Raw genomic sequence first — 19785 nt, forward strand, 5'->3', positions numbered from 1 at the left:
CCGGCTCCTCGAAATCATGGGTTGGGAAGTCGGCCGGGATTCAGGGCACGCGGAAGTGCTTCTTCTCGGAGGCCGGATAGGTCGGATCGGCGACGAGGCGGCCGCTCGGGATGCCCTTCACGTCGATGACCTTGTTGTTAAAGGGGCTGAAGACCATGCCGGGCTTGCCGGGAACCGGACGCGCCACGGGGATCTCCTTCTGGGGAGCCGCCGGCTTTTCAGCACCGCCGCCATCGCCAGCGCCGCCGTCGTTCTTCGGCAGCTCGCCGGGAGTTCCACCGGTGGTCTCACCCTCCGGCTTCTTCTCCTTGTCGGGACTCTGGTTCTCCGCGTCCTTCTTCTTTTGCTCTTCGCGCTGTTGGCGGATTTTTTCTTGCTCCTCGGGCGTGGGCTTGCGCTGGGCTGGATCCGTCGGCTCCTCCGGCGGGGGCTCAGTATAAGGCGTGCAGGATGCCGCCAGAAGAATTGCGGCAGTGGCCGGAAGAATCAGTCGGAGATTCATGGTGAGAGGAAAAGCTTCGCGGGGCTCGGTCGGCGACCACCGGGAAGGCCGCAAGATTGCTTCGCCACCTCCCACCCGTCAAGCCGGGGCCTTGCGGGAGCTTGCAAATCGCTCAAATCCCGTGGATGCCTCGCGCACGATGTCATCCGCATTCGACGATTGCCTGCGCACCCGCGGCACCATCCTCAAGTCGTTTTCCCCGGGGCTCTACGAGGCCGCCCTCCCCAACGGCAAGGCCGTGGTCGCCCATCTTTCCAAGGAACTCGCCGCCCATCCGCCGGAAATCCCGGACGGTGCCACCGTGCTCCTGGAGATCAGCCCCTTCGATCTGGATCGCGCCCGCATCGCCAAGGTGGAATGAGGCTTCGTTAATCGCAGCGCAGCCGACCGGACTGCCCGCAGCGCTGCTGCGGGGAAGACGCGGAGAACAACGAAATGAGCGAAACAGGCCAAATTTGAAGCGCCGAGAGAAGCTCCACGGCACACTGGGAGCGCCGGATTCATCCCGCCTAGAGGGCTAGTGACTTAGCCAAGAGCGCTGGTCCTGAAATGAAATCAGCATCGGAGGACCATTCCGGGCAACCAAGCCGAGCCCGCAAAATGGAATCGAGGCTCTCAGCTCATGCAGGGCAGGCCAGAAGCCCTTCCCCGCAACAATGAAGCGGCCCGATCGATAAGACACCGGAAAAACCCAAAAACCGGAAGACTCTTCAATCGGGCCGCCTGCTATTGTCGCGACACCGCGAGATTAGCCGCCAGAACGCGCCCGTCAATCCCTTTCGTGAATTATTTCTCTAACAATTCCGAAACACCCAAACAGGGCATCCGTGCGGCAAGCTTTCCCCTTGGCCGATTCCCCGGTGAACGCTTAGGAACTCACCCGCATGCCGCAACCCAAGACCGACAAGCTGCTCGCCGCCAACCGCGGTGAGATCGCCATCCGCATTTTCCGCGCCGCGAACGAACTCGGACTCAAGACCGTGTCGATGTTCGCCGAGGAAGACCGCTTCTCCCGGCACCGCTTCAAAGCCGACGAGGCCTACCAGCTCAACAAGGACAAGGGCCCCGTTGGCGCCTATCTTGACGTGGAGGGCATCGTCGCAATGGCCAAGTCGAAGGGCGTGACGCTCATCCACCCCGGCTACGGCTTCCTTTCTGAAAACGCCGCGTTCGCCCGCGCCTGTGCTCGTGAAGGCATGACCTTCGTCGGCCCTTCGCCGGAGCTTCTGGAAAGCATGGGTGACAAGACGGCGGCGCGGCAGCTTGCGGAGAAGTTCAACGTCCCCACCCTGCCCGGCACCGAGGAGCCGATCACGGATTCCGAGGAAGCCCTGAAGGTGGCGAAGGAAATCGGCTTCCCGCTCATCATCAAGGCAGCCTTCGGCGGCGGCGGGCGCGGCATGCGCGTCGTCGAGAAGCCAGAGCAGCTCGCCGGCCTGTTGGCCGAAGCCCAGAGCGAAGCCGAGAAGGCCTTCGGCAACCCCGCGGTCTTCCTGGAGCGCTACATTTCCCGCGCCAAGCACATCGAGGTGCAAATCCTCGGCGATCAGCACGGTAATGTCGTCCACCTCCACGAGCGCGATTGCTCGGTGCAGCGCCGCTATCAGAAGGTCATCGAGATCGCGCCATCGGTGGAACTCGACCCGGTCGTCCGCAAGGAACTCTGCGATGCTGCCGTGAAGCTCGCCAAGGGCATCGGCTACAACAACGCCGGCACCGTCGAGTTCCTCTACGACATGGTCCGCGGCGATTGGTTCTTCATCGAGATGAACCCGCGCATCCAGGTGGAGCACACGGTCACCGAGTGCGTCACCGGCATCGACCTCGTGCGCTCGCAGATCCTCGTCGCGAAGGGCTACTCGCTGTTCTCCGACGAGATCGCCATCCCGCCGCAGGATGAGATCCCGTGCAATGGCTACGCGATCCAGTGCCGCATCACCACGGAGGATCCCGAGCGCGGCTTTGCGCCAGATTACGGCCGCATTCTCAACTACCGCTCCGCTGCCGGCTTCGGAATCCGCCTCGATGCTGGCTCCGGCGACGCCGGCTCGGTGATCACGCCCTTTTACGACTCCATGCTGGTGAAGCTCACCGCCATGGGCCGCGACTTCGAGACCGCCTGCGTCCGCATGGATCGCGCGCTGCGCGAGTTCCGCATCCGCGGCGTGAAGACGAACATCCCGTTCCTCGAAAACGTCATCCGGGATGACACCTTCCGCAGCGGCCAGGCCCACACCAAGCTCATCGATACAAAGCCCGAGCTGCTCAAGTTCAAGGCCAAGCGTGACCGTGCCACCAAGCTGCTGTCGTATCTCTCCGACATCACCGTCAATGGCAACACCACCGCCAAGGGTTGGAAGCCGGAAAAGCCGATCCTTTCCCCACGTGTCCCCCACCCCGCAACCAAGCCCTTCACCGGAAGCCGGGACATTCTGTTAGAGAAAGGACCGGACGCCTTCTCGAAGTGGATCCTCGAGCAGAAGCAGCTCCTGATCACCGACACCTCGATGCGCGATGCGCACCAGTCGCTCATCGCCACCCGCATGCGCACGCACGACATGCTGCGCATCGCCGATGCCTACGCAGCCGGTGCGCCCGATCTCTTCTCGCTCGAAATGTGGGGCGGTGCCACCTTCGACACCGCGATGCGCTTCCTCAAGGAGTGCCCGTGGGAACGCCTCCGCCGCCTGCGTGAAAAGGTCCCCGGCGTCCTGTTCCAGATGCTCTTCCGCGGTTCCAATGCCGTCGGCTATTCGAACTATCCCGACAATGTCGTCGCTGGCTTCGTGAAGCATTCGGCCGATGCGGGCATGGACATCTTCCGCATCTTCGACTCGCTCAATTACCTGCCTAACATGCAGGTCGCGATGGAGGCGGTGCGCGATCACGGCAAGTCACTGTGCGAGGCTGCGATCTGCTACACCGGCGACATCCTTGACTCGAAGCGCGACAAGTTCTCGCTGAAGTACTACATCGCCAAGGCCAAGGAGGTCGAAAAGATGGGCGCGCATATCCTGGCCATCAAGGACATGGCCGGCCTCTGCAAGCCGCAGGCCGCCTACGATCTGGTCACCGCGCTGAAGCAGGAGATTTCCATCCCCATTCACTTCCACACGCACGATACCTCCGGCCTCAATGCCGCCTCGGTGATCGCCGCCGCACGCGCGGGTGTGGACATTGTCGACCTCGCCATCGCTTCGATGTCCGGCTCGACCTCGCAGCCGAACCTCAACTCGGTCTGCGCCGCGCTCGCCAATTCCGACCGCGACCCCGGCCTCGATCAGGATACGCTCAATGAGCTCTCCGACTATTGGGAAGAGGTGCTCGCCCAGTACAAGCCCTTCGACTCCGCGCCCCGCGCCGGCACCGCCGAGGTGTATGAGCACGAGATGCCCGGCGGCCAGTATACCAACCTCCGCGAGCAGGCGAATGCCATGGGACTCGGCCACCGCTGGCGCGAAATCGCCCGCACCTACGCCGACGTGAACCAGCTCTTCGGCGACATCGTGAAGGTCACGCCGTCCTCGAAGGTCGTCGGCGACATGGCGATGTTTCTCATCACCCGCGGCATCAAGGCGGCCGACGTGCCGAAGCTCAAGCCCGGCTCGATCGACTGGCCGGAGAGCGTGATCGACATGCTCGCCGGTGGCCTCGGTCAACCCGACGGCGGCTGGCCTGCCGACGTGCAGAAGGTCGTGCTCGGCAACAAGCCCGCGACCACCAAGCGCCCCGGCGAACTCGCCGAACCCGTCGATCTCGAAGCCACTCGCGCCCAGGTCGCGAAGAAGATCGGCCGCCAGGTCGATGATGATGACCTCTACTCGCACCTGATGTATCCAGGGGTCTTCGCCGACTTCGTCGAGTTCCGCCGCAAGTACGATGACCTTAGTGGATTGGCCACGCCTGCCTTCTTCTACGGCCTCCACGCCGGCGAGGAAGTCGAGGTCGAGATCGACCCCGGCAAAACCCTCTTCGTCAAACTCGTCTCGATCGGTGATGCCGACGCCGACGGCAAGCGCACGCTCTTCTACGAGCTCAACGGCATGCCGCGCGAAAGCGTGATCGTGGACAAGTCCCGCGTCAGCAGCGGCTCCAAGGCTGCCCGCCTCAAGGGTGACCCGTCCGACACCACCCAAGCCTGCGCCCCCATGCCCGGCATGGTCACCGAGATCGCTGTCTCCCCCGGCCAGGAGGTCAAGGAAGGCGACAAGCTCGTCATGCTCGAAGCCATGAAAATGCTCACCACCGTCAGCGCCTCGCAGGACGGCGTCATCAAGGACGTCCTCGTCCAGAAGGGCGAGCAGGTGGACAGCGATGATTTGCTGGTGAGGCTGGCCTGAGCCTGAATGCAAGATCTCGCCGAAGGTCGCACAAAAATGGATTCGCTCGGGAACTTTGCTTTTCCCCGCGGCTTCATGGATTCAAAACGTTAGAGCGTGTTCGCAGTGGAATCCGAAACGGAAATGATATCGGCTACAGTCTGACGTCTGGCGGCGGGGCCTCCGGGTAGGCTTTATCAAGCTTGAGTAAAAACGGGCGAATCTGAACAAAGTCGGACGCCTCCGTGACGTCTTCCCGCCGCAGTCCCAGCAACCGCTTTCTTATGGCCGAACACTGAATTTCATACTCGGCATTCTCGACATCCACGCAGGAGATCATGAGCGAGTGCTCCACACCATCCGAATTCGTCCAGGAGTAGGCCGCGCCCCAATCCTCGATCATTGATTCGTAGTCGAATCCGGCACCATCCAGCACCGCTTCGACATCCCTGCATACTAGATCAACCTGCCAGCAACACGGATTGTCCGAATTGTCGAAGGGCTTGTAGTAGTTGGGACTGCGTATGGTGAGGGTGTTGGCCATGGTGGCTCTAGGGAATTCTGTTAGCTATTCCTGTTTTCAGCGAGCTTCCTCAGAAGTGAGACCGAAGCTTCATGCTCAGGGAAATATTTGAGATTCCTTTCAGCGATGCTGAGTGCATTGCGAAGGGATGCACCTGCCGAAGCCAGGAGTTCTATCACTTCCGGTTGATTCTGAATCGCGGCATTCTCGATCATGGTCCGGTCATACTCGTCTGTCTCTTCGAGGTTGCAACCCGCTGCGATCCTCTGCCGGAGGTAATCCAGATCATTCTCGCGGATCGCTCGCTCCACCCCGGACAGGGTCTGTGAGCCAAATGCCTCGTCCGGCTCGAGCCCGCGAATGAACTCCTCGAAGCTCCCAGCGAGTCTTGTGATCCGGTAGTCATCCTCTTGATCAACATGAATCACCTGGGGCTCCCCATCAGGGCCACACTGCCGATAGTCGAGAGCGACCATGTCATGCCCTGCGGACGGACAGCCGGCGAAATAAACTCCAATGGCGGGATAGCCCCATTCTTGCTCCCAAAAGCGCGAATTGAAAGTCTCTCCGCACAAGGAATAGAGCTTGTTCCCTCCGATCGAATAAATGCCGGTAATGGCTACATGATCCTCCGACCATGATGTTGGCTGGTCGGTACGGTAACTCGTGTTCCGCGGAACCCCGCCATTCTGGATCTTCGCCAATTCGACATACGCAGCGGGCAACTTGAAACCGAGCTGACGTTCGACCGCTTTGACCATTTCTGGTGTCGGTGAGCGATCGACGTAATTCTCAGCCGCATACTGCGAATTCCGCCAAAAGGATGACAGATCGAATCCGTGGAATGCTTTGGACATCGCAGCAAGCCCTTGGCCAGTTCGCCTTCCCTTGGCAAGGAAAGACGTCCGGGCAAAGCCCGATGCCGAGACGAGTTTGGAAAGTGATGCCAGGGCACCTGGAATACCCTACCGCTTGATTTGTGTGACCGAGCCAGCCGCGATCACGTGATTCTGATTCGCTATGACGAATCTGGCGCCGGGGGGAAGATTCAAAGGCTCCGACAAGCGAATCGACGCAGTCCCCGATGATGCGGGCTGAATTGCTTTCCCTGTCTGGATCTCCACATCGACTTCCTGGTGTCCGAAGACCACGCGGAAGGTTCCGTTATCAATCGGCCTCACCAGTCCCTGCTTGAAGGACTCCAAATCGGCGAGTGCATAAATTGAAGCCTCGGCCACCTGCACGGATTCCGACGAAGGTGCTTGGCCGACGGCATCCAACTTGGAGAGAAGCCCGGCGATCGCAGGGAAACCCTTGGGGTGTTTTGTCCGCGCTTGCTCGGAATCAAAGCACACCGTGGAGGTCTCTCCTGGAAGTTCATAAGTGTTCAGCAGTTCCCGCATCTCGAGTTCTTCAAGCTCGAGCAATTCCGGATCCTCGATGGATGCTGAACGAGCAAACCCTATGATCACCGGACCCCGGCAAAACTGCCGGGCAAGCAGTACATCCTCGCGATTCACGGGCAACGGGCCTTGCGTTGCGTCGACCAGGACTAACGCGACATCGGCGGAACTCACCAGCTTCGCCCTTTCAGCGACATTCTCGCTAGAAGATGCCTGAGCGTTGGCGACACCGGCCGACCGCAGTCCGTCCACAAATGGACCGCTCGTGTCCCCTCCGAGCACCACCACCGCAGGCCCGGTCGACACCGTCTTCTCGCCATCACTCTTGGCATTTTGAGGGGCTTCGCGATCGGAACACGCAGCGAGTAGCGCTACGAAAACGAGGGTGAGAATCCGGATCATTGCTCCAGCCAACGTGCAGTTAGCCTGCTCTCTCTTCAAGACCGAATCAGACACGTCCGGCTTGCTGAACCGGAGCGTTCAGACTCGAATTCCCCGCGTGAAACTGGACCGCTTGCTCGCGAAGCACGAGTCGATGGGACGGAACCGCGCCCGTGCCCGGATCCTCGAAGGACAGGTGCGGGTGGATGGCGTGGAGACGCGAAGTTTCGATCATGAGGTGGATCGTTTTATGAAGGTGGAACTGGAGGACGCCGTCGTCCAAACACCGCAGCGGTTGCTACACGTGATGCTTCACAAGCCCATCGGCGTGGTAAGCGCGACCACCGACGAGGAACATCCCACAGTGATCGACCTAATCGATGATCCCGACCGCAACACCCTGCACTTGGTCGGCCGGTTGGACCGAAATACCTCCGGACTGGTGCTACTAACGAACGACGGCCGCTGGTCGAAGGTGCTGATGGATCCCGCGCGGAAGGTGCCGAAGGTTTATCGGGTCCAGACGCGTGACCCGATCCCGGCGGAGGCGGTGGCGGCGTTTGCGGCGGGCTTTTATTTTCACACGGAGGACTTGGTCACTAAGCCGGCTGAACTGGAGATCCTCAGCGAATGCGAGGCACGGCTGACCCTGCACGAGGGCCGCTATCACCAGATCAAGCGGATGTTCCACCGGATTGGCAACCGGGTGACGGGACTGCACCGCGAGCAAATCGGAACCTTGGCCTTACCAGCCGACCTCGCCCCCGGACGATGGCGGCTGCTGAGCAAAGAGGAAGCCTCTGAGTGCGGAGGCATGGCCTCCTTCCCGAGAAAGCGGAATGGAGCTTGAAAGAAGCACCCGCCTCCTACCTCGCGCACCCTGAAGGAAGCGACCATTGGAGATGGTCACCTGCACCGGGAAAGACGCTCACGGCCCTGGCGCGGGCGGACGCGTCACTAAAGAAGCGCTTCGTACCAAACTTCGTCACATCCAAACGTCGGGTGAGGGTCTACATTCAGATGCGGGCCCCTGAAGTATCGGATCAGATCACAGCGGTGAAAGAAGATCCGACCCGGTTGGTCACCTGCTCTTTCCTCGCAGACGATGGTCCGCGGCCCGCTTGGTGGAAACCTACCCACCGGATCACGATCGAGTTCGAAGGCCGGCAAGAGACGTTCTATCTGAGACCCGAGGAACCAGAGAAGATTCACTACATTCGCAACGACGAATTTACGGATTATTTTTTCTGATCCTCCCTCAGCCACATTTGTCCCACACCCTCTGCCCTTGCCTCACGGCACGCTTCGCGCTTGGGTGGTAGGCGTGGTTCACGTCGTCCAGCACCCCCTCGTCCAAGCGGAATTGACCGGCCTGCGCTGCCGGAGTTGTCCGGGTCCCGAGTTCCGCCAGCGGCTGCGGCGGATTGCGGCGTTGATGGTGCCTGCGGTGACGGCGGATTTCGAAACGAAGGTGATTTCTTGCGAGACGCCGCTCGAAGTAACCAGCGGCGTGGAGATGACGCGGCGGGTGATCTTGACGCCGATCTTGCGCGCCGGCCTAGGATTTCTCGATGGGTTCTTCGACCTGCTCCCGGACGCGGCCATCGCCCACATCGGCCTGGCGCGAAACGAGGAGACGCTACAGCCAGAGCCCTACTATTTGAAAACCCCGCCGACCTTGGCGGACAGCGAGGTAATCGTGATCGACCCGATGCTCGCCACCGGTGGTTCCGCTGTGGAAGCCGTGAAACGGCTGGTCGAGCTGGGAGCCACGCGCCTCCGCTACGCCTGCCTCGTGGCCTCCCCGGAGGGCATCGCCACCTTTGAGGATGCATGGCCGGAGGTGCCAATTTTCACCGCAGCGATCGACCGCGGGCTCAATGATCGCGGCTACATTTTGCCCGGCTTGGGCGATGCGGGCGACCGATTGTTTGGAACTGCGTAATAATTCCTCCAAAACGTCGGATTTTCCCATTGCCATCCGTGCAGGAGGTTCCTAGTTTCCGCGCCCCGCGACCAAGCAACCCGCGAATTTTCCCATGTCGAAGCACAACAGTCTCAAGGCCAAGGGCGGCGCCGAAGGCAAGCGTTCCGTGATGAAGCGTTTTGAACGCGTCAAACTGATGAAGGAGCGCGGTGTCTGGAAAGATGGCCGCAGCCCGATCGGCTTGCCCAAGACCAAGGGCGAAGCCTGAAGCGCGGCCTTCTCCGGCTTTCCGCAGACGCGCAGTGCCCGCAAGGCGCTGCGCTTTTCGCGTTTCTAGAACTAGAATTCCAACCACGGATAAACACAGAGAGACACAGATCTTGAGAGCATCGCGACTACGGCTCTTCAGCCGTTCCTCTGTGTTCATCCGTGTCCATCTGTGGTTAAAAATTTTCCATTCCAGCCATGTCTGAAGGCACCCGACTGAACAAATTCCTCGCGTCCTGCGGGGTCGGCTCGCGCCGCGCCTGCGACGCCATGGTCCTGGACGGCCGCGTCGAGATCAATGGCAAGCCCTGTCTCAAGCCCGCCCAGCGGGTGGAGCCCAGCGACTTCGTGCGGGTCGATGGCAAGCGCGTGCAGGCCAAGGAGACGAACACGGTGATGTTCTACAAGCCGCGCGGCTACGTCTGCTCGCGGGAGGACGAACTCGGCCGGGACACGATCTACACGATCCTGCCGACCATCCTGAAGCACCTCCACCACGTCGGCCGCCTCGACCGCGACTCGGAAGGCCTGCTGATCCTGACCAACGACGGCGACCTTTCGCAGGCCCTGATGCACCCGTCGAAGCTGGTGGAGAAGGAGTATCTCGTCACCTCGAACCAGCCCGTGCTCAATGAGCACCTCGATCTCTTCAAGAGCGGCGTCTTCGTGGAAAAGGTTCGGATGCGGGCGAAGGAAGTCACCCGTATTTCCTCGCGGCGCTACCGGATCGTGCTGGAGACCGGCCTCAAGCGGCAGATCCGCATGATGTTCCAGACGCTCGGCTACCAGGTGCAAAAGCTGTTGCGCGTCCGGATTGGAATGGTGGAACTCGGCGACCTGCCGGAAGGCGCATGGGAGCCGATCGACGAGAAGACGATCGCGCTTCTGCAGAAGAATCCGAAGCCGCGCATCGAGCGCCGGTCATCGGTAAAGCCAGCCAAGAAGGCGGCCAAGAAAACCGCGAGGAAGGCCCCGGGAAAGATCGCACCGCCCCTCCCGAAGGCTCCCGCAAAGCCGGCCCGCCGCAGCCTAACCGATGCCCTGCCGCCGTCGGCACGCCGCACCGCGAAAAAGTCGGCAAAGCGGACGCCGAAGCGCAGGTGATGCGTGGGAATCTCGATTCCTGGTAGGCGCATTGGTGACAATGCGGAAGCACGGGAACTGCCCGCGGTCAGTGACCACTCCGCGCTGTTACCAGCGCGCCCACACGAAAGCCGGACCGACCTCCCTCCCTACCGCGAAAAAGTCGGCAAAGCGGGCACCGAAGCGCAAGTTTTGAGTCGCCCCCTGCGAAATCGGCCTTGTAGCTTCCCGCAGTCCGGCAACCCGACTCGCGCCGGCGACCCAAGGCACCATGAGCAACAAGATCGAAAGCCACCTCGTCGAAGACCGCGTCTTCAAACCTACCAAGGAGTTCTCGTCAAAAGCCCGCATCTCCAGCATGGCCCAGTACAAAAAGCTGTGGCAGGAGTCGGTGGATAAGCCGGAGACATTCTGGGCCCGCGAAGCCAAGGAACTCGAGTGGCGCGCGAAATGGACCAAGGTACTCGACTGGAAGGCACCGGATGCGAAGTGGTTCGTCGGTGGCAAGCTCAACGTCTGTGAGAACTGCGTGGACCGCCACGCCAAGGGCTCCCGCCGCAACAAGGCGGCCATCATTTTCGAAGGCGAGCCGGGTGACCGCCAGGTGATCACCTACGCCCAGCTTCACCGCGCGGTCTGCCGCTTCGCGAACGTGCTGCTGGCGAAGGGCGTGAAGTCCAAAGACCGCGTGCTGGTGTACATGCCGATGATCCCGGAGGCAGCCATCGCGATGCTCGCCTGCGCCCGCATCGGCGCCGTGCACTCGGTGGTCTTCGGCGGCTTTTCCTCCGAGTCGATCGTCGACCGTTTGGAAGACTCCGGCGCGACCCACGTGGTCACCGCCGACGGCGGCTGGCGGCGCGGCAAGATCGTGCCGCTCAAGGACAATGTCGATGAGGCGCTCAAGAAGTACAAGGGCATCAAGTCGGTGGTCGTCTTCAAGCGCACCGGCCAGGAGATCTCGATGGCCAAAGGCCGCGACACCTGGTGGCACGACGAAATCGAACAGGTCAGCGCCAAGCACGAGGCCAAGGCCTTCGATTCGGAGCACCCGCTTTTTATCCTCTACACCTCGGGCTCGACCGGGAAGCCGAAGGGTATCCTCCACACCAGCGGAGGCTACCTGACCGGCACCTACGTGACCTGCAAGTACGTCTTCGACATGCAGGATGACGATGTCTACTGGTGCACCGCCGACGTCGGCTGGATCACCGGCCACAGCTACATCGTCTACGGCCCGCTCGCAATGGGCGTGACCCAGGTCATGTATGAAGGCGCGCCGAATCAGCCCGACTTCGGCCGCTTCTGGCAGATGATTGAGGAATACGGCGTCTCGATTTTCTACACCGCGCCCACCGCCATCCGCGCCTTCATCAAGGCTGGCGATCATTTCCCGGCGAAGCATGACCTGTCCTCGCTGCGCCTGCTCGGCTCCGTCGGCGAGCCGATCAATCCGGAAGCCTGGATGTGGTATCACGAGAAGATCGGCGGCGGCCGATGCCCCATCGTCGACACCTGGTGGCAGACCGAGACAGGTGCCATCATGATCACTCCCCTGCCCGGCTGCACGCCGACTAAACCTGGCACCGCTACCTTGCCGTTCTTCGGTGTGGACGCTGCCATCCTCGACGAGACCGGCCAGGAGTGTAAGGCGAACGAAGGCGGTCGCCTGGTGATCCGAAAGCCATGGCCGTCCATGACCCGCGCGATCTACGGCGACAAGGCCCGCTACAAGAAGACCTACTGGTCCGACTACAAGGGCATGTACACCGCCGGTGACGGTGCCCGCCGCGACAAGCAGGGCAATTTCTGGATCGTCGGTCGCCTGGATGACGTCCTCAACGTCTCCGGCCACCGCCTCGGCACCGCCGAGGTCGAGAGCGCGCTGGTCGGTCACCCCGCCGTGGCCGAGGCGGCCGTGGTCGGTCGCCCGGACGACCTCAAAGGTCAGGCAGTTGTCGCTTTCGTGACATTAAAAGCCGGGATCCCCGAGTCACCCGCGTTGCAAAAAGAACTCCGCGAGCACGTCGGAAAAGTGATTGGCGCGATCGCCAAGCCCGATGACTTGCATTTCGCTCCCGCCCTGCCCAAGACCCGCTCCGGCAAGATCATGCGTCGCCTGCTGAAGGAGCTGGTGACGACAGGAACGGTCAGCGGCAACACCACGACGCTTGAAGATTTCTCGGTCATCGCCAATCTTCAGGAAAAGATCGCTGGTGCCAAATAACGGATGACGACCACCCGCTACATTATTGCCCGAGTTGCCCAAGCCTTCGGCGTGAATCGCCGCCAGCGCCGCATGTCGGAGGCGGCTTCGGAAATGCACTTGCTTCGCGAGGCGGAGCAAGTGCTCGGGCAATCCGTGTGGGAGCGGGTCGAGGACGTCGAGGAACTCGGCGTCGAGTACTGGAATCTCCGCAAGCTGATCAAGGAGCGCGAGGAAATCCGCGGCAAGCTCGCCGAGTGCGAGGCAGTGCTCGCCGATGCCCATGAGCAGCGGTCGAGCCTGCTCAACGCCAAGTCCGACTCCCAAATCGAGCTGGAGGAAAAGCGCGGTGGCCTATTGGCGGACTTGGAGAAGCTCGCCAAGGACCGTGACTCGGTGATCCAGCAGGCGCGCGAAATCCGCCGCGTTTACGATGGCCTCAAGATGAAGCTGGAAGTCCTCCAACGTGAGGGCACCAGCGACTCCATCGACAAAACGCGGGCCCGCATGCTGGAACTCAAGACGCGTTTCACGGACTTGAAAACGGACCGCGACCGGATCGCCGCCAGCATCGGCGAGGGCGATGCGCTGGTGGACATCATCGACAATCAGCTTTCCGAAGAGCGGCAGAAACACCGCGCCGAAGCCTCGGTCGCCTTCCAGCAGATCGGCCAAGCCAACCGTGACATCTCAGCGCTCAAGGCCCAGCAGGGCTTGATCGACACCCAGATGCGGCAGCTTTACAGCGAAATCGGCCGTCACGTCAGCCGCAACGCCTTCCTCAACGATCAGTGCCGGAACGCCGCCAAGGGCCACATCCCGATGATCGACGTGATGCGCGCGCTGCGGAAATCGGTGGCAATGAACCACCGCTTGGCGGGGATGTGAGAGCGACTGCCTGCGGCAGAGTGCCGCAGATGGAGCGCGACGGCGGGCCGCCGACCTTGCCGGACTTACAGCGCGCCTAGGAGTCTCTTTACTTCCTCTCGCTCCTCAGGGGAATCAGAAGCGGAAATTCCGTTGTTTGCCACCCCCGCCTCCCGTGGGAAATCGGCAGCCCCACCACCGGAGGTGGATCCACCAGGATCCGGTTCCTGCATTCCATTACACTGGCATTCTCAAGGTTTCTTCTTGATGGGGTGAAAGATGGCTTTGCCACCACTTTCATGGATGTGAGCTCCATCAGGCCAGCCGTTTTCCCGATAGTAATCAATCATTCCGGGCATCTTCCCGTTGATCCTCATTCCATCTTCCCACCCCGCCCCCGGCTTTGGAATATCTCGAAACTCTGCCCCGATCATATCATCAGCACCGAAATCCAGAAGCGCCCGACCTTTCACCCCCTCTGTTATTTGATCTGCCAAACGGGTGCCCGATGAATCCAATCCGATCACATCACCCAGACGGGTGCGCATTTTATCCTTTAAGGCCAATGCTAGACCAGCGTCACCCTTTAAGACATAGATAAAGGATCCATCACCAATCACCTCCTGCTTGCAGTTTTTTATGAAATGATCCGATATATCTTTCGAAATTTCATAGAATACTTCTCTTGCCTCATCAATTTGCGCCTTGCTCAATCCATGTGATTCCAAGCCTGCCTCGTTCAATTCCCCGTCTTCATTGATCAATTCCACCAATGGCTGATCGTTGGGTTTTGCCCGTAGGTCGTTGTTGGACTTTTCGTGACGATTTATCGGGTCGCGATTTCGCTTTGTCACCTCTGCCCCCGGTGAGGGAGGCCCGCCAGATTGATTCGCTCTCACATTGCTCCCTGAACTCTCCCCGTCTTGAGAACCCATCCCTGATTCACTCCGGTTTGGACGGAACGCGAAATACAGAACCGCCAGCAAGAGCAGCCCCACGGCAAGCCAATGCGAGTTCCTGAGTTTCATAGGACCATCAAGGAGAGCAGTTGCAACCAAACTTCCAGGGATTGGCTCGCGGCGGGCCGCTAGGACTGTTACCCAAGCCTCTCCAACAGCTTCTTGTGGATGCCGCCGAAGCCCCCGTTGCTTAGCACCGCCACCACGTCACCGGGCTGGGCCTCGTTTACGACGGTGTCGACGATCTCATCCACGGTGTGGATGTAGCGGCCGTTCCCGCCATGGGCGATGATGTCGATCACCAGTTGGTCGGGATTCAGCCGGTCGTTCTCGGGGAACTTGTGGAGATCGGGAATCTCCGAGATCACCGCTTCATCCGCCAGTGCCAAGGCCTCCGCGAGTTCGTTCTGGAAAACGGCACGGCGCGTGGTGTTAGAGCGTGGTTCGAAGAGGATCCACAGCTTGCTGCCATCGTAGCGCTGGCGCAGGCTGCCCACGGCATACTTGATCGCCGTCGGGTGATGCGCGAAGTCATCGATCACCTTCACGCCACCGGCCTCACCGCGGAGTTCTTGGCGGCGGGCAACGCCATCGAAGCTCTCGAGTCCGGTGCGGACCTCTTCCGGTGACAGCCCCGCAAACAGCGCCGCGGCAGTGGCCATCGCCGCATTGCGGATGTTGAACTCGCCGGTCATGCGCAGCGAGTAGCGCTCCCCGCCAAGCGTGAAGGAACTACGATCACTCTCGTAGGTGACTTCGGTGATGCGGAGGTCGTTGCCCTCATTGAGACCCACCGTCTTCACCGGGCACGGGGCCTTTTCCGCCACCTCGCGGCAGTTCGGGTCGTCGCCATTGATGATGGCGCAGCCGGTGCGCGGCACCACATTGAGCAAGCGGCGGAAGGTCAGCTTGATCTCGTCGAGGCACGAGTAGATGTCAGCGTGGTCGAACTCGATGTTGTTCACCACCGCGACCTCGGGGAGGTAGTGCAGGAACTTCGAGCGCTTGTCGAAGAATGCCGTGTCGTATTCGTCGCCTTCGAGGACGTTGAAATCGGACTCGGTGAAGTTTGCCCCGCGGCCGAGGTTCTTCGGCAGTCCGCCAATCATCCAGCCCGGGTCGCGGTTGGCGGAAATGAACACCCACGCGAGCATCGAGCTGGTAGTGGTCTTGCCGTGGGTGCCGCTGACGACGTAGTTCCGCTTTCCGCGCAGGAAGTGCTCCTTCATCACCTCCGGCAGGGATTGGTAGAGCAGCTTGCGGGACAGCGCGGCCTCGGCCTCCTCGTTGCCACGGCTGATGGCATTGCCGATGACAATCACATCGGCACCCGCAGGCAGGTTCTCCGCGCGATAGCCCTCCGTGATCTCGATCCCCTCGCCGCGGAGGAAGTCCGACATCGGCGGATAGACGTTGGTATCGGAACCGGTGACGGTGAATCCCTTGCGCTTCATCGCAACGGCCACGGCGCCCATGGCGGTCCCGCAGACGCCGGTGAAATGGAAATGTTTCTTTTCAGACATGAATGAGAGTTGGGAAATTTTTCACCGCCAAGACGCCGAGTGCGCCAAGTCTCTAACGGATTTGAAACCCGCCCGGCCGTTCGCGTGGAGCAATCTCCCTACTTGGCGAACTTGGCGTCTTGGCGGTTCCATTTTCCTAGAACGTGGGCGCGGCAACGGTGGCATTCTCCCGCTCCTCGGCGCGGCGGCGGAGGATGCGGTCGGCGGTTTCGCGCACCATCTCGGTGAGCAAGAGCCACAGGTGGCTGCCCTGCCGGTAATCGGCCGGGGCGATGTGTTTCACGCGGCCGGCGTGGGCGGAAAGCTGGAAGCACTTCCTGAAGCTGCGGCTGGTCGGGTCTTCCGGATTGTAGACGGCGATCGCCTGCCCGCCGCTCTTGCTCATGACCGTGAAGCACGGCACATCGGTCGGCCCGTCGCCCACGTAGATCATGTTCTCAAACGGGATCGGCCGATGGTCGGAGGGCATGTGGTCATTCACATCCTGCGAATACTCGAGCATCCCCTTGTTGATGCGGAACAGGAACTGGGTCTTGGTCGTGTGCGAGATCGCCCGCTTCGGGAAACTGATGTGGCCGTGCGAATCCTCGCCGAATTCGCAGCCAAAAATCGCCTTCACCTTGGATTTCAGGCGGCTGCCGTCGAGCAGCGCCTTGAGGCCGGAGGAAATGATGTAAAACTCGATTTTCACCCCGGCGACCTCGTGATTGTGGCCGAGGCAGGCCGCTGGCAGCGTGTCGAACATCTCTGGCACACCGGGGAAAAAGGTCAGGCCCGCGCCGAGTTCCATGAGCCGGGCATTGGTCACCTGATCCATCTGGAGGTAGTCCAGGATGCACTTCAGGTAGGCCATTTCGCCGTCCCACTGCTGTTCCGCAACCAAAGTGTTGCATTTTTTCCAGAACTGCACCGGGTCGATGCCGAATTCCGGGAACAGCACATCATCCTGCATGTAGCGGGGACTGAGCGTCTGGTCGTAGTCGAAAACCAGCGCGATGGTGTTCTGCGGGGCAGCCATGGGGCGGGGCAAGCGAACCAGCCGCCCCCCCGCCCCGCAAGCGGAAAGCCCCGCCGGAAAAACCGCTCCCGGTGACATGGCCTGCCGACACGCTTGAAATGGCTGGACGCTTTCCTAAGCTCCGCCTCCCGCCATGGAACTTTCCTCGATTGTCGAAGCCCTCGTGACCGCCTCGGATGAGCCGATGCCGGCGGAGGAAATCGCCCGGCTGATCCGCGCCCGCGTCGCGGAGGCCGAGGACGCCCGCGCCCGCAAGATCGAGGATGGCGAGACGCCGGAAGAGCTGCCGGACTGGCTGACCAGCCTGGCCGCGGTCTCGTCGGACCAGGTCATCGCGGCAATCGCGGCACTCAATCACATCTACGAGGCCAGCGGCCGCGCCTTCCTGCTACTGGAGCGCGCCAAGGGCTGGAAAATCTTCACCCGCCCGGCCTACGGCGAATTCGTCCGCCAGCTTTTCCCCGGCCGCAAGCCGGAGCGGCTCAGCGGTCCCGCGATGGAAACGCTGGCCATCATCGCTTACCGCCAGCCAATTACGAAGTCGGCCATCGAGGCGGTCCGCGGCGTCGCCTGCGATGGCATGCTCCAAAAGCTACTCGACCGCGAGCTGGTCCGCATCGGCGGCCGCGCCGAGCTTCCCGGCCGCCCGCTGCTCTACGAGACCACCGAGATGTTCTACGAGCACTTCGGCATCCGCAGCATCGATGACCTGCCGAATGCCCAGGAGCTGCGCCGCGTGAAATTGCCGGAAGCGCCCCTCGAAGGCGTCGTCGCCCCTGAAGAACAGCTTGCCCTCAGCGCCGCTGGCGCTTCCCCTGCTGCCGCCCCTGCCGAAGAAGAAGAAAACGCGTGAACCTCGACGACATCCGCAAGCACATCGACGATATCGACGGCCAGCTCCTCGATCTCCTCTCCTCCCGAGCCGACCTGGTCCATCAGGTGGGCGAGGTGAAAAAGCGCGACGGCCTCCAGATCTACGCCCCGGAGCGCGAGGAAGCGCTGCTGCGCCGGCTGATCGAGCGCAACAAGGGCCGCCTGCCGGAGAAGTCGATCCGCGCGATTTATCGCGAGATCATGTCCGCCGCGCTCGCCTTGGAGGACGACCTAAAGATCGCCTACCTCGGCCCGGAAGGCTCGTGGACCCATCAGGCGGCGATCAAGAAATTCGGCCACTCCGTGGACTACACGCCCCTGCCGAATTTCTCCGAAGTCTTCGACCAGGTGGCCCGCCGTCGCGCCGATTACGGCGTGGTGCCGATCGAGAACTCCACCGAAGGCGCGGTGAACCACACGCTGGATCTGTTCGTGGATTCACCGCTGCAGATCTGCGCGCAGATCCTGCTGCGAATTGAGAACTGCCTGATGGCGGACGTACCGCGGGAGCAGATCAAGTCCCTCTACTCGCATCCGCAGGCACTCGCCCAGTGCCGCGGATGGATCCTGAAGCACTTCCCCAAAGCCGACCTGGTGGAAGTTTCCTCCACGACCCGTGCCGCCCAGCTTGCGAAGGAAAATGTCGCCGACGGAGCCGCCGCGATCGGCAGCCCGGCCGCCGCGGAGATGTACGGGCTGACCGTGCTGGAAGAGTCCATCCAGGACCGTGCGACGAACACCACGCGCTTTCTCGTGATCGGCGAAAAGACCTGCCCGCCGACCGGCAAGGACCGCACCTCGCTGCTCTTCGCCATCCACGACCGCCCCGGCTCCCTGGTCCGCGCCTTGCAGGCCTTCGACCAATTCCACATCAACATGTCGAAGATCGAGTCCCGCCCCTCCAAGCGGAAGGACTGGGAATACATCTTCTACGTCGATCTTTCCGGCCACTGCGAGGATCCGGTGGTCAAGGGCGGCATCGAGGAACTGGAGAAGCACTGCTCGATGGTGAAGCTGCTAGGGTCGTATCCAGATGCCGGGGAGTAAGAGTCGCTCTCTTCTGATAAGTCCGCCCCAGCAGTCGGAGACCCGGACTGCTGCCCCCGATTTTCACCGTCCCTTCGCCAGCACGCCGCTCCAAAACCCCGGCAGCTTCGCGGTTATCTGATCGAGCGCCTTCTTCTTCGCGTTCCGCTTCGAGCGTTCCTGCGCGTTGTGAAGATCCATCCCCGCGGTCAGGCCCTTGTTGGTAGCTGCCTCCTCCAGCACTCCGTAAAGATAGCCCGTGCGAGCGTCGCGCACCATCAAGGTAGCAGTCGCGGTCACCGTATAAGCATTCGTGGGAGCGAGCCCCAGCGTCGCCACGCTCAATGGCAGGAAGGCATCGCTCGACCGGTCGCTGGCCTCGAAGCGATAGATCGCCACCAGATCCGCGCCCACCTTGCGGGCCTCGGCATCCAGCTCACGATATGACTTCACTTCGCTGATCAGGGCCACGCGATTGAGGCTGACCAGCCCCGCCACACCCGGCAGCGACGAGGCCGCAGCCGCGTGCTCCGTCTGCTCCACATCGGTCTCCGGGATCATCCGGAAACCGCCATGGGAGCCCTCGATCCGGACCACCGCGACGCGGGCCGGAAAGTGGACCGTCGGGCGCGCATGCGAGGACTCCTCGATCGCGCCCGACGATCCGGGTGTCACGGGCTGGGAATAGCTCGTGGGCGTGTCGTAGTGACAGGCGCCGTTGAGGAAAACGGTGACGAGTAGGGAGGCACAAAAGCGGTTCATCGGTGCGGAGGCTAACAGTCGACCTGTTCATTCCATGAATCGAAAGACACCCGATCATCATCGACAGAAACGATCATCCTTCCATCACCTTCAAGCCCCAGTAATTGCCCATCGAAGCCTTGGCGAACCCAGGCCAGATGTTCACG

19 protein-coding genes are annotated in these 19785 nt (G+C 61.5%); 11 read left to right on the forward strand and 8 right to left on the reverse strand.

Annotated elements, in window-relative coordinates; translation table 11 throughout:
• Positions 1-40: 40 nt before the first annotated feature.
• Positions 41-502, reverse strand: a complete 462-nt coding sequence (locus OKA05_RS03350; protein WP_264485683.1) for a hypothetical protein — start codon at positions 500-502, stop codon at positions 41-43.
• A gap of 139 nt (positions 503-641) precedes the next feature.
• Here OKA05_RS03350 and OKA05_RS03355 point away from each other — a divergent pair, with 139 nt between their 5' ends.
• A complete protein-coding gene (locus OKA05_RS03355) occupies positions 642-863 on the forward strand; it encodes a S1 domain-containing protein (protein WP_264485684.1) in 222 nt (73 codons plus the stop codon).
• Between the two features lie 523 nt (positions 864-1386).
• Entirely contained in the window at positions 1387-4842 is a 3456-nt protein-coding gene (locus OKA05_RS03360; RefSeq protein WP_264485685.1) for a pyruvate carboxylase, read from the forward strand.
• A 133-nt stretch (positions 4843-4975) separates the two neighbouring features.
• Here OKA05_RS03360 and OKA05_RS03365 read toward each other — a convergent pair whose 3' ends face one another.
• The 3 genes from OKA05_RS03365 to OKA05_RS03375 form a co-directional block, all read right to left on the reverse strand.
• Complete coding sequence (locus OKA05_RS03365; RefSeq protein WP_264485686.1) at positions 4976-5365, reverse strand: hypothetical protein; 390 nt, start codon at positions 5363-5365, stop codon at positions 4976-4978.
• A 20-nt stretch (positions 5366-5385) separates the two neighbouring features.
• Complete coding sequence (locus OKA05_RS03370) at positions 5386-6201, reverse strand: SMI1/KNR4 family protein (protein ID WP_264485687.1); 816 nt, start codon at positions 6199-6201, stop codon at positions 5386-5388.
• A 108-nt stretch (positions 6202-6309) separates the two neighbouring features.
• Positions 6310-7149 (reverse strand): hypothetical protein, encoded by an 840-nt coding sequence (locus OKA05_RS03375; protein WP_264485688.1) that lies wholly within the window; start codon positions 7147-7149, stop codon positions 6310-6312.
• A 97-nt stretch (positions 7150-7246) separates the two neighbouring features.
• Between OKA05_RS03375 and OKA05_RS03380 the strand changes: the two genes are divergently transcribed.
• The 7 genes from OKA05_RS03380 to OKA05_RS03410 all read left to right on the forward strand — a co-directional run bounded on the left by OKA05_RS03380 (position 7247) and on the right by OKA05_RS03410 (position 13499).
• Positions 7247-7978, forward strand: a complete 732-nt coding sequence (locus tag OKA05_RS03380; protein ID WP_264485689.1) for a pseudouridine synthase — start codon at positions 7247-7249, stop codon at positions 7976-7978.
• Positions 7975-8379, forward strand: coding sequence for a hypothetical protein (locus OKA05_RS03385; protein ID WP_264485690.1), 405 nt, complete (start codon positions 7975-7977; stop codon positions 8377-8379). The genes OKA05_RS03380 and OKA05_RS03385 overlap by 4 nt, the downstream gene beginning before the upstream one ends.
• A gap of 37 nt (positions 8380-8416) precedes the next feature.
• Entirely contained in the window at positions 8417-9073 is a 657-nt protein-coding gene (upp, locus tag OKA05_RS03390; RefSeq protein ID WP_264485691.1) for a uracil phosphoribosyltransferase, read from the forward strand.
• A 94-nt stretch (positions 9074-9167) separates the two neighbouring features.
• Positions 9168-9323 (forward strand): small basic protein, encoded by a 156-nt coding sequence (locus OKA05_RS03395; protein WP_264485692.1) that lies wholly within the window; start codon positions 9168-9170, stop codon positions 9321-9323.
• A gap of 197 nt (positions 9324-9520) precedes the next feature.
• Positions 9521-10426, forward strand: coding sequence for a pseudouridine synthase (locus OKA05_RS03400; protein ID WP_264485693.1), 906 nt, complete (start codon positions 9521-9523; stop codon positions 10424-10426).
• Positions 10427-10676: 250 nt separating this feature from the next.
• Positions 10677-12632 carry an acetate--CoA ligase gene (gene acs / locus OKA05_RS03405; protein WP_264485694.1) on the forward strand — a complete coding sequence of 652 codons (1956 nt, stop codon included), beginning with the start codon at positions 10677-10679 and terminating at the stop codon, positions 12630-12632.
• A 3-nt stretch (positions 12633-12635) separates the two neighbouring features.
• A complete protein-coding gene (locus OKA05_RS03410; RefSeq protein ID WP_264485695.1) occupies positions 12636-13499 on the forward strand; it encodes a hypothetical protein in 864 nt (287 codons plus the stop codon).
• Positions 13500-13729: 230 nt separating this feature from the next.
• Here the strand turns inward: OKA05_RS03410 and OKA05_RS03415 are convergent, their stop codons facing one another.
• The 3 genes from OKA05_RS03415 to OKA05_RS03425 all read right to left on the reverse strand — a co-directional run bounded on the left by OKA05_RS03415 (position 13730) and on the right by OKA05_RS03425 (position 16978).
• Positions 13730-14506, reverse strand: coding sequence for a hypothetical protein (locus OKA05_RS03415; protein ID WP_264485696.1), 777 nt, complete (start codon positions 14504-14506; stop codon positions 13730-13732).
• A 68-nt stretch (positions 14507-14574) separates the two neighbouring features.
• On the reverse strand, positions 14575-15960 hold the full coding sequence (gene mpl, locus OKA05_RS03420; protein WP_264485697.1) for a UDP-N-acetylmuramate:L-alanyl-gamma-D-glutamyl-meso-diaminopimelate ligase: 1386 nt from the start codon (positions 15958-15960) through the stop codon (positions 14575-14577).
• A gap of 136 nt (positions 15961-16096) precedes the next feature.
• Positions 16097-16978 carry a haloacid dehalogenase-like hydrolase gene (locus OKA05_RS03425; RefSeq protein ID WP_264485698.1) on the reverse strand — a complete coding sequence of 294 codons (882 nt, stop codon included), beginning with the start codon at positions 16976-16978 and terminating at the stop codon, positions 16097-16099.
• Positions 16979-17111: 133 nt separating this feature from the next.
• Here OKA05_RS03425 and scpB point away from each other — a divergent pair, with 133 nt between their 5' ends.
• Entirely contained in the window at positions 17112-17831 is a 720-nt protein-coding gene (gene scpB / locus OKA05_RS03430) for an SMC-Scp complex subunit ScpB (RefSeq protein ID WP_264485699.1), read from the forward strand.
• A complete protein-coding gene (pheA, locus tag OKA05_RS03435; protein ID WP_264485700.1) occupies positions 17828-18898 on the forward strand; it encodes a prephenate dehydratase in 1071 nt (356 codons plus the stop codon). The genes scpB and pheA overlap by 4 nt, the downstream gene beginning before the upstream one ends.
• 63 nt (positions 18899-18961) lie before the next feature.
• On the opposite strand, the gene OKA05_RS03440 is transcribed toward pheA, so the two are convergent.
• Complete coding sequence (locus tag OKA05_RS03440; protein ID WP_264485701.1) at positions 18962-19639, reverse strand: hypothetical protein; 678 nt, start codon at positions 19637-19639, stop codon at positions 18962-18964.
• Positions 19640-19785 lie beyond the last annotated feature (146 nt).

The sequence above is a fragment of the Luteolibacter arcticus genome (assembly GCF_025950235.1).
Classification (GTDB): domain Bacteria; phylum Verrucomicrobiota; class Verrucomicrobiia; order Verrucomicrobiales; family Akkermansiaceae; genus Haloferula; species Haloferula arctica.

Excerpts from the sequence above, each read along its gene's own strand:
- OKA05_RS03370 (WP_264485687.1), bottom strand. The coding sequence starts at position 6,201 with ATGTCCAAAGCATTCCACGGATTCGATCTGTCATCCTTTTGGCGGAAT.
- OKA05_RS03355 (WP_264485684.1), top strand. The coding sequence starts at position 642 with ATGTCATCCGCATTCGACGATTGCCTGCGCACCCGCGGCACCATCCTC.
- OKA05_RS03395 (WP_264485692.1), top strand. The coding sequence starts at position 9,168 with ATGTCGAAGCACAACAGTCTCAAGGCCAAGGGCGGCGCCGAAGGCAAG.
- OKA05_RS03360 (WP_264485685.1), top strand. The coding sequence starts at position 1,387 with ATGCCGCAACCCAAGACCGACAAGCTGCTCGCCGCCAACCGCGGTGAG.
- OKA05_RS03375 (WP_264485688.1), bottom strand. The coding sequence starts at position 7,149 with ATGATCCGGATTCTCACCCTCGTTTTCGTAGCGCTACTCGCTGCGTGT.
- OKA05_RS03415 (WP_264485696.1), bottom strand. The coding sequence starts at position 14,506 with ATGAAACTCAGGAACTCGCATTGGCTTGCCGTGGGGCTGCTCTTGCTG.
- OKA05_RS03440 (WP_264485701.1), bottom strand. The coding sequence starts at position 19,639 with ATGAACCGCTTTTGTGCCTCCCTACTCGTCACCGTTTTCCTCAACGGC.
- OKA05_RS03410 (WP_264485695.1), top strand. The coding sequence starts at position 12,636 with ATGACGACCACCCGCTACATTATTGCCCGAGTTGCCCAAGCCTTCGGC.
- scpB (WP_264485699.1), top strand. The coding sequence starts at position 17,112 with ATGGAACTTTCCTCGATTGTCGAAGCCCTCGTGACCGCCTCGGATGAG.
- acs (WP_264485694.1), top strand. The coding sequence starts at position 10,677 with ATGAGCAACAAGATCGAAAGCCACCTCGTCGAAGACCGCGTCTTCAAA.
- OKA05_RS03400 (WP_264485693.1), top strand. The coding sequence starts at position 9,521 with ATGTCTGAAGGCACCCGACTGAACAAATTCCTCGCGTCCTGCGGGGTC.
- OKA05_RS03350 (WP_264485683.1), bottom strand. The coding sequence starts at position 502 with ATGAATCTCCGACTGATTCTTCCGGCCACTGCCGCAATTCTTCTGGCG.
- OKA05_RS03365 (WP_264485686.1), bottom strand. The coding sequence starts at position 5,365 with ATGGCCAACACCCTCACCATACGCAGTCCCAACTACTACAAGCCCTTC.
- mpl (WP_264485697.1), bottom strand. The coding sequence starts at position 15,960 with ATGTCTGAAAAGAAACATTTCCATTTCACCGGCGTCTGCGGGACCGCC.
- OKA05_RS03425 (WP_264485698.1), bottom strand. The coding sequence starts at position 16,978 with ATGGCTGCCCCGCAGAACACCATCGCGCTGGTTTTCGACTACGACCAG.